The 11,919-nt window shown below is 63.4% G+C and carries 8 protein-coding genes; 4 read left to right on the forward strand and 4 right to left on the reverse strand.

The annotated features are described in order from the left end of the window. Positions 1-3: 3 nt before the first annotated feature. Positions 4-1,011: an ABC transporter permease subunit gene (locus YU3_RS0109370; protein WP_027165988.1), complete on the reverse strand. Its 1,008-nt coding sequence runs from the start codon at positions 1,009-1,011 to the stop codon at positions 4-6. Positions 1,012-1,062: 51 nt separating this feature from the next. Further along, positions 1,063-2,661, reverse strand: a complete 1,599-nt coding sequence (locus YU3_RS0109375) for an ABC transporter substrate-binding protein (protein WP_027165989.1) — start codon at positions 2,659-2,661, stop codon at positions 1,063-1,065. A gap of 462 nt (positions 2,662-3,123) precedes the next feature. Between YU3_RS0109375 and YU3_RS0109380 the strand changes: the two genes are divergently transcribed. Both YU3_RS0109380 and YU3_RS0109385 read left to right on the forward strand, forming a co-directional pair. After that, positions 3,124-5,091: a long-chain fatty acid--CoA ligase gene (locus tag YU3_RS0109380; RefSeq protein ID WP_027165990.1), complete on the forward strand. Its 1,968-nt coding sequence runs from the start codon at positions 3,124-3,126 to the stop codon at positions 5,089-5,091. Positions 5,092-5,168: 77 nt separating this feature from the next. Continuing rightward, positions 5,169-5,792 (forward strand): 50S ribosomal protein L11 methyltransferase, encoded by a 624-nt coding sequence (locus YU3_RS0109385; protein WP_084508030.1) that lies wholly within the window; start codon positions 5,169-5,171, stop codon positions 5,790-5,792. Here the strand turns inward: YU3_RS0109385 and YU3_RS0109390 are convergent, their stop codons facing one another. Beyond that, on the reverse strand, positions 5,793-6,518 hold the full coding sequence (locus YU3_RS0109390) for an HAD family hydrolase (protein WP_027165992.1): 726 nt from the start codon (positions 6,516-6,518) through the stop codon (positions 5,793-5,795). A 5-nt stretch (positions 6,519-6,523) separates the two neighbouring features. Beyond that, positions 6,524-8,167: a glucose-6-phosphate isomerase gene (gene pgi, locus YU3_RS0109395; protein ID WP_027165993.1), complete on the reverse strand. Its 1,644-nt coding sequence runs from the start codon at positions 8,165-8,167 to the stop codon at positions 6,524-6,526. A gap of 421 nt (positions 8,168-8,588) precedes the next feature. On the opposite strand from pgi, the gene YU3_RS0109400 reads away from it, so the two are divergent. Then, on the forward strand, positions 8,589-10,082 hold the full coding sequence (locus tag YU3_RS0109400; RefSeq protein WP_027165994.1) for a PLP-dependent aminotransferase family protein: 1,494 nt from the start codon (positions 8,589-8,591) through the stop codon (positions 10,080-10,082). A gap of 222 nt (positions 10,083-10,304) precedes the next feature. Next, positions 10,305-11,894, forward strand: coding sequence for a trimethylamine methyltransferase family protein (locus tag YU3_RS0109405; RefSeq protein ID WP_027165995.1), 1,590 nt, complete (start codon positions 10,305-10,307; stop codon positions 11,892-11,894). Positions 11,895-11,919: the final 25 nt, after the last annotated feature.

Raw genomic sequence — 11,919 nt, forward strand, 5'->3', positions numbered from 1 at the left:
CATTTATGCCGCCCTAATGCGCGGGTTGATGACGGCATAGAGTACATCTACGATGAGGTTCACCGCCATGACGATGAGCGCGATCAAAAGCAGGCCTGACTGCACGACGACATAGTCGCGCTTGAAGATGGAATCGACCATCCACTTGCCGATGCCCGGCCAGGCGAAGATGGTTTCGGTGAGGATGGCGCCGGCAAGCAGCGTGCCGACCTGCAGGCCGATGGTGGTGACCACCGGGATCAGCGCGTTGCGGAGCGCATGCACGCCGACGACGCGGGCTGACGAAAGGCCCTTGGCGCGCGCGGTGCGGACATAATCCTCGCCCAGCACCTCAAGCATGGCCGATCGCGTCTGTCGGGCGATCACCGCCAGCGGAATGGTGCCGAGCACGATCGCCGGCAAGACGAGGTGACTGAGCGCGGAGCGGAACGCGTCCCACTTGCCGTAGAGCAGGCTGTCGATGGTCATGAAGCCGGTGATCTGCTTGAAGAAGAACTGCAGGCCGATGCGGCCCGAGACCGGCGTCCAGCCGAGATAGCCGGAAAAGAAGATGATGAGCAAAAGGCCCCACCAGAAGATCGGCATGGAATAGCCGACGAGAGCCGTGCCCATCAGCGATTGATCGAACCATGAGCCGCGCTTGACGGCGGCGAAGATGCCGGCGGGAACGCCGAGCACCATGGCGAAGATCATGGCGAAGAAGGACAGTTCCAGCGTCGCCGGGAAGAGTGTCTTGAACTCCTCGAGGACCGGGCGCTTGGAAGAAATGGAGACGCCGAAATCGCCGGTGGCGACCTCACCGACATAGCGCGCATACTGCTCCCAGATCGGCAGGTTGTAGCCGAACTGCTGCTTGAGCTCTTCGTAGCGGGCGGGGGCGACGCCATGCTCGCCCGCCATGGCGAGGATCGGGTCGCCGGGCAGCAGCCGGACGAACGCGAACGCGCAGATGGTGATGCCGACCAGGGTCGGGATCAGGAGGGCGATTTTGTGGAGAAGATATCGGAGCATCGTCAAATGGAATGGGGCGGCGCCGGAGTTGGCGTCGCCCCGTTCGCAATATTACTCGGCCTTGTCAACGCCGTCGAAGCGATGAATGCCGAGCGGGTCCATCTTGAACCCGCTGACATTATTGCGAACGACCGCGTAAACCTGGCTGTGGGCCAGCAGGAAAGCCGGAGCTTCCTTGGCAAAGATCACCTGCGCCTGCTCGTAGAGCTTGGTGCGCTCGGCCTGGTCGCTGGTCTTCTTGGCCTTCTGGATCAGGTCCTCGAAATCCTTGTCGCACCAGCTGGAGTAGTTCGAGACGCCGATGGCGGAGCAGGCGAAGAGGGTGGCGAAGAAATTGTCCGGATCGCCATTGTCGCCGGTCCAGCCGATCTGGAAGGCGCCGGGGCGGTCCTTCTTCTTGCCTTCCTCGCGATACTTCGTCCACTCGTAGTTGACGATATTCGCCTTGACGCCGACCTTGGCCCAGTCGGCCTGGATCAGTTCGGCCGCGCGCTGGAAGTTCGGGTTGTAGGGACGAACGCGATCGGCGGCCCAGAGCTGGATTTCCTTCAGCCCGGCATCGGCCAGAACCTTCTTGGCCGCTTCCGGATTGTAGGCGTCGGTCTTCACGTCCTTGTCCCACGACCACATGGTCGGCGGGATCAGGTTTTCGGCCGGCGTGGCGCCGGCATCCTGGAACAGCGACTTGATGAGCGATTCCCGATCGATCGCCTGGTTGAGCGCATGACGCACTTCCGGCTTGTCGAGCGGCGGGATCGTGGTGTTGTAGCTCATGTAGCCGATGTTCAGGCCGGCCTGATCCATCAGGGTCACGTCCTTGTTGGCCTTGATGGTGGCGATGTCGGCCGGGTTCGGATAGGGCGCGACGTCGCATTCGCCGGCCAGCACCTTCTGGATACGGGCGGTCGCGTCAGGCGTGATGGCAAAGACCAGGTCGTCGATCTTTTCCTTGCCCTTGAAGTAGTCGGGGTTGGCCGCATAGCGGATGACCGAATCCAGCTGATAGTCGACGAACTGGAACGGACCGGTGCCGATCGGCTTGGTCGAGAAGTCGGCCATCTTGCCGTCCTTCTGGAGCTGGTCGGCATATTCCTTCGACACGATCGAGGCGAAATCCATGCCGAGATTGGCCAGCATCGGCGCGTTGGGCTCGGTCAGCGTCAGCTTGACGGTGAGATCGTCGACCTTCTCCCACTTGGCGACGTATTTCGGCATGTCCATGCCGGTGTAATAGTCCCAGGTGAGGTTCGGCAGATACTTGTCGCCGTTCCAAGGATTCTCCTTATTGAACTGGCGATCGAAGGAGAAGACGACGTCATCGGCGTTGAAGTCGCGTGTCGGCTTGAAGTAGTCGGTGGTCTGGAACTTCACACCTGGATGCAGGTGGAAAGTATAGACCAGGCCATCGTCGGAAATTTCCCACTTGTCGGCGAGACCAGGCTCGATCTCGGTGCCGCCGTGCTTGAATTCGACCAGTCGTGAATAGACGGTGCGCGAAGACGCGTCGAAGTCGTTGCCGCCGGTCGTCGTACCCGGATCGAAATTGGCCGGCGACGCTTCCGAGCAATAGACGAGCGTCTTAGCACTGGCCATGCCGCTGAGGACGCTTGCAGCCAGCAACGCGGCTGCAAAAGTCATTGTCTTTTTCATTGAGCACTCCCTGATGTTCTCTCAAGCCCCTCTATCAGGCTCGCGAAGCGCGCATATAAGCACCGTTTCTGCGCCTTTGGAACACCTCGTTTGCGTACCCCATGGGAAGCAGGAAAAGAATCTATGCCTTGCTCAAATCGCAGAAAAAATGAGCAATATTTTTTGCTCACGATATTATTAACGAAGACATTTTTTTATTGATCGGCCGCTTGTCGAAATGGGCGCCCGATGCATGACGGCGCGAGATCTCCCGCCGTTCAAGCACGATGCGTGACGTCATCGGAGCATAAGATTTCGACGGGAAATCTTTCCCGGCCTTGCCGCTGGGGCAAGGCTTGCACGGCCGCCGATAGAGGCAATACATAGACGATGGACGGGATTTCCCGGAAAATCCGCGACCGGCGTGGAGGACGCTTCGTTTTGGAAGCGGGCGCCCAGATCGAAGGCGACAGGGAGAGACAGGTGGCAAAAGCAGCCAAGACGACAGGCCCGGCGAAAGCAAAGGCCAAGGCCGCCAGAAGCGATGCGCCCGAGTCTGCCAAGGCCGCCGCAGCGCCGAAGGCCAAGACGGCCGCAAAGGCGGCGCCTGCCAAGCCAGCGGCAAAGCCGGCCGCCGCCAAACCCGCAGCGGCAAAGGCCAAGGCGGCAGCCGCGAAAGTGGACAAGCCGGCAGCCGCAAAAGCAGCGGCCGCTAAGCCGACCACCGCCAAGCCTGCCCTGAAGGGCCTGCCGAAGGCGATCACCGAACTCACAGTCGGCCTGCCGGAAAAACCGTGGCTGAAAAGCTATCCGAAGGACATGCCGGCCGAGATCGGCGCCCTGCCCTACAAGTCCATCGGCGAGTTCCTTGTCGGCGCCTGCAAGCAATTCGCCGGACGGCCGGCCTTCGTGTGCATGGGCAAGTCGATCACCTATGCCGAGCTCGAGCGGCTCTCGGCCGCGTTCGGCGCCTATCTGCAGGCGCGAGGCCTGGAGAAGGGCGCGCGCGTGGCGCTGATGATGCCGAACGTGCTGCAATATCCGGTGGCGATGATGGCGGTGCTTCGCGCCGGCTACACCGTGGTGAACGTCAACCCGCTCTACACGCCGCGCGAACTGGAGCACCAGTTGAAGGATTCCGGCGCGCAGGCGATCGTCATTCTCGAAAATTTCGCCGGCACGCTGCAGGCGGTGATCGCCAGGACTCAGGTGAAGCATGTCATCGTCGCGGCGATGGGCGACATGCTGGGCGGCCTCAAAGGCGCCATCGTCAACCTCGTCGTGCGGCGGGTGAAGAAGATGGTTCCGGCATGGTCGCTGCCCGGCCACGTCAAGTTCAACGCCGTGCTCAAAACCGGGGCGACCATCGCCTTCAAGCCGCCGGCGGTTACGGGCGACGACATCGCCTTCCTGCAATATACGGGCGGCACGACCGGCATCTCGAAGGGCGCGACGCTGCTGCATCGCAACGTGCTTTCGAACGTCGCGCAGAATTCGCTGTGGGTGGAAGATGCCTACGCGGTCAAGCCGAAGCCGGCGCATCTCAACTTCATCTGCGCGCTGCCGCTGTATCACATCTTCGCCCTGACGGTGAACGCGCTGATGGGCATGCAGCAAGGCGCGCAGAACGTGCTGATCCCGAACCCGCGCGACATTCCGGGCTTCGTCAAGGAATTGGCGAAATACCCGATGCACATCTTCCCCGGCCTCAACACGCTGTTCAATGCGCTGCTCAACAACGAGGAGTTCCGCAAGCTGGACTTCAAGCCGCTGATCCTGACGCTGGGCGGCGGCATGGCTGTGCAGAAGGGTGTCGCCGAGCGCTGGAGGGCGCTGACCGGCTGCCCGGTGAGCGAAGGCTACGGGCTGTCCGAAACCTCGCCGGTGGCGACCGCCAACAAGTTCAGCTCCGGCGACTTCACCGGCACGATCGGCCTGCCGCTGCCTTCGACGGAAATCGCCATCCGTGACGACGACGGCAACAACGTGCCACTCGGCGAAGTCGGCGAGATCTGCATCCGCGGCCCGCAGGTGATGGCTGGCTACTGGAACCGGCCCGACGAGACCGCCAAGGTGATGACCGAGGACGGTTTCTTCAAATCCGGCGACATGGGCTTCATGGACGAGCGCGGCTACACCAAGATCGTCGACCGCAAGAAGGACATGATCCTGGTCTCCGGCTTCAACGTCTATCCCAACGAATTGGAAGAGGTGGTGGCGCATCACCCGGGCGTGCTCGAAGTGGCGGCGATCGGCGTGCCGGACGAGCATTCCGGCGAAGTGCCTAAATTGTTCGTGGTCAAGAAGGACCCGGCGCTCACCGTCGAGACGCTGATGGCTTATTGCCGCGAGAACCTGACCGGCTACAAGCGGCCGAGATACATCGAGTTCCGCACCGAGCTGCCGAAGACGCCGGTCGGCAAGATCCTGCGGCGCGCGCTGCGGGAATAGGCTTGAGCAAGGCTTCCGAAAGCGCAACGCCGGAGCGAGCCAGGAGGCTTGATCCGGCGGTATTCATCCAGGCAAACATGCGGCTCGCTCCGGTGCCCTCGCTGCCGGACATCCGCCTTTACCTTGCCCATCCCGGCAGCGGCCTGCAGCGGCTGCTCGAACCGGACGACGAAAGCGCAGCCGGGCCGCAGCCGCCCTACTGGGCCTATGCATGGGCGGGTGGGGCAGTGCTGGCGCGCTACGTTCTCGACCGTCCGTCGATCGTGGCCGGCAAGCGGGTGCTCGACCTCGGCGCCGGCTCAGGGCTGGTCGGCATCGCAGCGGCAAAAGCCGGAGCGCGCGAGGTGATCGCGGCGGAAATCGACCGCAACGGCGTCGTCGCGCTCCGCCTCAACGCGGAAGCCAACGACGTCGCCATCCACATATGCGATGAGGGTGTCACCGCCGGCCCGCCTCCGGCGGTCGACCTGGTGCTCGCCGGCGACGTCTTCTATGCTCAGGACGTAGGGCAACGAATGATCCCATTCCTCGACCGGTGCCTCTCCGACGGCATCGAGGTGCTGGTCGGCGACCCGGGCCGCGCCTGGCTGCCGAGATCGCGGCTTCGTCTGCTCGGCGAATACCAGGTGCCGGATGTCGGCGGAAACGGCGGCGCAGAGCCGAAGCCGAGCGGCGTCTTCGCCTTTGTTGCGGAAGGCTGATCAGCTCGCCGCCACGTTTACCCGCGCCGTGAGAAAATCCGGCAGGTCGGCAACCGAATCCAGGATGACGTCCGCCATCGGCGCCAGCGAGTCGCGCGTGCCGGTGCCGGAAAGGACGCCCACCGCCAGACCGCAGCCGCCGGCGCGCGCCATTTCGAGGTCATGGCGGTTGTCGCCGACCATGGCGATCTCGCCCGGCTTCAACCCGGTCAAATCGCAAAAAGCGACCACCGTGTCGGGCGCCGGCTTGGAGTTCGCCACCGCATCGTAGCCAAAGGCCGCGTCGAAGAGCTGCGCGATGCCGAGCGTGGCGAGCGTCTTTTCGGCTCCGCTGGTCGAATCGTTGGTGGCAACACCCATCCGATAGGATCGTTTGTACAATGTGCGCAGCGACTCGACGACGCCCGGCAGCGCGACCGCCATTGATGAGCCTTGCACCGAAGTGATCTCGTTGAAGCGGGAGACGGCCAGCATCTGGTCTTCGTCGGACAGGCGCGGGAACCAGAGCTCGACGACGTCCATGTTGGAGCCCGAGGCAAAGATCGAATCCGGCTTGAAGCGCTTGCTGACGAAATCGAAGCCGGCGGCGGCGAGCAGGCGATCGGCCTTCCAGCGATCGCCTTCAGCGGCGTCCATGGCCATGAAATCGGCGACACCAAGCCATGTTGCATTGAAATCGACAAGCGTGCCGTCCTTGTCGAACAGTATTCCCTTGATGTCCGCCAATCCTTTTACTCCCTGCCGCGCAATTGGTGGATATGAGCCACCAGTCCGGCCGTCGAGGCGTCGCGTTTTGCGGCAGTCTCCTTGCCCTCGACGACAGGCAGCAGGCCCGTCGCCAATTCCTTGCCGAGCTCGACGCCCCATTGGTCGAAGGAATTGATGTTGAACAGCGTGCCCTCGACGAAGACGCGATGTTCATAGAGCGCGATAATCCGGCCCAACGTGCGCGGATCGAGCTTGCGGTAAACGATGGTCAGCGAGGGGCGATTGCCCGAAAAGACACGGTGCGGCGCGATCCTGTCGACATCGGCCGGCGTCATGCCCTTGGCCAGCATCTGCGCGCGTGCCTCTTCCAGCGTGCGGCCCTTCATGAAGGCTTCCGACTGCGCCAGGCAGTTGGCAAGCAGGAGGTCGTGCTGGTGTTTCAGTTCGGGCTCGTGGCCAACGGCGGCGGCGAGGAACTCGACCGGGATAAAGTCGGTGCCCTGGTGCAGGAGCTGGAAGAAGGCATGCTGGCCGTTGGTGCCGGGTTCGCCCCAGACCAGCGGGCCGGTCGGCGTGGCGACCGCGGTGCCGTCCAGCGTGACGCTCTTGCCGTTCGATTCCATGTCGAGCTGCTGCAGGTAGGCCGGCAGGCGCGACAGGCGCTGGTCGTAAGGAATGACGGCGCGGGCCGGATATTTGCAGACGACCCGGTGCCACCAGCCGATCAGCCCCAGCAACACCGGAAGGTTCTTCCTCATGGGCGCTGAGCGGAAATGCTCGTCCATCTCATGCGCGCCGTCGAGAAAGGCGCGGAAGTTGCGCGGACCGACGGCAATCATCACTGGCAGGCCGATCGCGCTCCAGACCGAGTAGCGGCCGCCGACCCAGTCCCAGAAGCCGAAGACGCGATCCTGTTCGATGCCGAACTTCGCCACAAGGTCGAGCGCGGTCGAGACGGCGGCGAAGTGCTTGCCGACCGCCTCCTTGCCAAGCGCCTTCTGAACCCAATCGCGCGCCGTCTGAGCATTGGTCATCGTCTCGACGGTGGTGAAGGTCTTGGAGGCGATGATGAACAGGGTCGTTTCGGCAGACAGGCCCTTCAGCGTGTCATGGATATGGGCGCCGTCGATATTGGAGACGTAATGCGCCCGCGGTCCGTCATGGTAGGGAGCGAGTGCAAGCGTCACCATCGCCGGGCCGAGATCCGAGCCGCCGATGCCGATGTTCACGATATCGGTGATCTTCTTGCCGGTGGCGCCGGCCGCCTTGCCGGAGCGGACGGCGTCGGCGAAAGCGCCCAGGGCGTCGAGCACTGCGATCACGTCGGCCTTGGTGTCCTGGCCGTCGACGACGACGCTCTTGCCGGTCAGGTTGCGCAGCGCGGTGTGCAACACGGCGCGATTCTCGGTGATGTTTATCTTCTTGCCTTCGAACATGGCAGCGCGGCGGCCTGCGAGATTCGCGGCGCCGGCGAGCTTCTCCAGCATCGTCATCGTATTTGCGTCGACCGCGCATTTCGACCAGTCGAGCAGAAGATCGCCGTCAGTGGCGGAGAAGGTTTCGAAACGCTTGGGATCGGCGGCAAAGGCCTCGCGCATCGAGCCCTTGGCGACCGCGCGCTGATCACGCAGGGCGGCAAGTTGCTTGTCGAAAGATGACTGGTCCACTGGCGGGCTCCTGGCGGGTTTTTAGACTTATCTTAGCAGGCTGGATGTTTCCGGCGCGTGTCGTCGCGTCATTCTATTGAAGCCGATTTCCATTTCGTTCAAGCGCGGCAATGCCGCGCAGGATCACGCTTTGATGAGGCGTGGCGCTGGGCGGAGATGGAGCCGCTTGATGCTGCGCGTCGGGCATTTCTGATGCATTCGCTCGGCCGCGATGGCGCTGCGCGTCACGCTTGGATGCTGCCGCGACGATGCTTCGCATCGCGCTTTATCGCGCGGCGACGATGCTTCGCATCGCGCTTGATAGATCACTGGCATAAATCCCAGCGATCAGAAAAATTGATTGGCGCAACCCCTTATGCCACCCATACACTCCACTGGTCCAGCCAAGTGAAAACAGCTGGCCATCCGAGGAAGATTTCCCATGTCACAGCGCAATGACACGGCCATATGGTCCGGCCTGTTCCGGATTTCGGCTGAATCCGGCCAAACCCTCCAGGCACAGATCCGCCAGGCGATCGTCGCGGCCATTCTCGACCGACAGATCGCCGCTTCGATGCCGTTGCCGTCCTGCCGAATTCTCGCGGAAAAACTTGGGGTTGCCCGCGGCACGGTGGTTCTGGCCTTTCAGCAGCTGGTAGACCAGGGTTTCCTGGTGGCGCGCGAGCGGCGCGGCCATTTCGTCAATCCGGACGTGCTGGCCACCCCGGCCAAGCCGCACCAGAAGGCGCCGGACCAGCAGAACGAGATCGACTGGAAGGCGCGCCGGCAGATCGCCGCCAGCGACATGCCGCCGCCGGCCAAGCACGACAACTGGATCAAGTCCTCCTACCCGTTCGTCTACGGCCAGTTCGATCCGGCGCTGTTCCCGACCGCCGAATGGCGCGAGTGCAACCGCATGGCGCTCGCGGTGCTGGAGATCCGCAACTGGGCGTCCGACATGGTGGACCGCGACGATCCTCTGCTCATCGAGCAGATCCAGGCCAGGCTTCTGCCGCGGCGTGGCATCTTCGCCAATCCGGACGAGATCATCGTGACGCTGGGCGCGCAGAACGCGCTCTATATGCTGGCCACGCTGCTGATGACCAAGGGTTCGAAGGTGGCGATGGAGGATCCTGGCTATCCCGACGCCCGCTCGATCTTCCGCCTGGCCGGCGCCGACATCCAGCCGGTCCCGGTCGACCAGTCGGGCATCGTGACCTCTTCTATTCCCAATGATTCAGGCTTCGTGTTCGTCACGCCCAGCCATCATTGCCCGACCATGGTGCCCTTGTCGGCGGAGCGGCGGCAGGATCTGCTGGCGCGTGCCAACCGCCACAACCAGATCATCATCGAGGACGGCTATGACAGCCAGCTGCTCGACGAGGCGCCGCAGCAGGCGCTGAAGAGCCTCGACCGCTCGGGCCGCGTCATCTATGTCGGCTCGATGTCGAAGACGCTGGCTCCGGGTCTCAGGCTTGGCTACATCGTGGCCTCGGCCGGACTGATCGCCGAGCTTCGCGCGTTGCGCCGGTTCATGCTCAGGCATCCGCCGGCGAACAACCAGCGCGCCGTTGCGCTGTTCCTGTCGCTCGGCCATCACGAGGCGCTGGTGCGCAGGCTTTCCACCGCCTTCGACGAGCGGCGCAAGCGTCTGGTCCATGCGATTTCCGCTTTCCTGCCAGAATGGCGCTCGACCGATTCGGCGGGCGGCACATCGCTCTGGCTGGAAGGGCCGCGCGGCACCGATTCACGCGGTCTGGCCGAAGCCGCCGCTTCGCGCAGCGTCATCATCGAACCCGGCGACCGGTTCTTCGACCGCAGCGAAAAGCCCTCTCGTTTCATGCGTTTGGGCATCTCCTCGATCTCGCTGCAGCATATCGAACCAGGCATCCGCGAACTCGCCACCGCCGCCGGTCGCAGGCCCGCGGCCGCCTGATCGCCGCATATGTCCAAAAAAGAGCCGGCTCTGCGCCGGCTCTTTTTTGTTTGGGCACATCCTTGTCGCTTTAGAATTCTGGCATATTCGACGGGATCGGTTGGCCCATAGGCTGTACCAATGCCGGCAGCATAGTCGAGGCCAGAAGGGGATGAGGCAGGCCGATGGTGGACCAACCGCCGCGTCCCGTCTCGCAGATAAAGACAAAGGTGGAGTGCTTCCATGTCAGTGGCTCTTGAGAAGCAGGAAGCTGCGGCGGACCAGCGTTCGCGGCGTTCCGGCGGGCGCGAAGCGCGCCGTGCGATGCGGGCGGCGCCTTTAGCCGACGACATCCGCCCGGTGCGAGCGGGGCTTGAAGGCGGCAGCTACGGGCCATTGAGCCAGAACGACCGGGAACGCATCCACGAAGCGGTGCTGACGCTGCTGGAGACCGTCGGCTTCGCCAACGCCATCCCGTCCTGCATCGAAGCGCTGACCCGGGTCGGCGGTATTTATGGCGACGACGGCCGCATTCGGTTGCCGCGCGCGCTGGTGCTGGACACGGTCAGACGAGCGGCGCGCAACTTCACCCTCCACGGCCAGGATCCGAAGCACGACATGCTGATCCAGGGCAAACGCGTGCATTACGGCACGGCGGGCGCGGCGGTGCACCTGGTCGATGTCGAGAAGCGCGAATATCGCGAATCGCTGCTGCAGGATCTCTATGACGCCGCCCGTCTCGTCGATGGACTGGACAACATCCACTTCTTCCAGCGCACCATGGTGCCGCGCGACATTCCCGACCCGCTCGATATGGATTTCAACACGCTCTATGCCTGCGTGATGGGGACGTCGAAGCATGTCGGCACCTCGTTCACCGTGCGCGAGAACGTCAAGCCGGCGCTCGACATGCTCTACGCCATCGCCGGCGGCGAGGAGAATTTCCGTGCGCGGCCGTTCGTGTCGAACTCGAACTGCTTCGTGGTGCCGCCGATGAAATTCGCCGAGGACGCCTGCGGCGTGCTCGAAGCCTGCGTCGAGGGCGGCATTCCGATCCTGCTTCTATCGGCCGGCCAGGCCGGCGCCACCGCGCCGGCGGCGATTGCCGGCGCCGTCGTCCAGGCGGTGGCGGAAGTGCTGATGGGCCTGGTCTATGTCAATGCCATCAAGCCCGGGCATCCGGCGATCTTCGGCACATGGCCGTTCGTTTCCGACCTCAGGACCGGCGCCATGTCCGGCGGCTCGGCCGAGCAGGCGGTGCTGACGGCCGCCTGCGCGCAGATGGCGCAGTATTACGACCTGCCCGGCGGCTCGGCCGCCGGCATGTCGGACTCGAAGCTGCCCGACATCCAGGCGGGTTACGAGAAAGGCATCACCAATGTCATGGCGGGGCTGTCCGGCCTGAATCTGGTGTATGAATCGGCCGGCATGCATGCCTCGCTGCTCGGCTTCTGCCTCGAAAGCCTGATCATCGACAATGACATGCTCGGACATTGCCTGCGCTGCGTGCGCGGCATCGAGGTGACCGACGACGCGCTGTCGATCGACACGATATCCGATGTCTGCATGAAGGGCCCCGGTCACTACCTCGGCAACGAGCAGACGCTGAAGCTGATGCAGACCGAGTATTTCTATCCCGCCGTCGGCGACCGTTTCTCGCCGAAGGAATGGAACGAAAAGGGCCGGCCCGACATCCTGTCGCGGGCAATCGCCGAGAAGAAACGCGTGCTCGCCGAACGTTTCCCGCGCCACGTCCCGCGCCTGCTCGACGACAAACTGCGCGCCCGCTTCGGCGAGATGATCAAGCTGCCGCGCAGCGGCATGGGCGGCTAGGACGCGTCGATATTCAGGTGAGGCC

The organism is Mesorhizobium sp. WSM3224 (genome assembly GCF_000427725.1).
Taxonomy (GTDB): domain Bacteria; phylum Pseudomonadota; class Alphaproteobacteria; order Rhizobiales; family Rhizobiaceae; genus Mesorhizobium.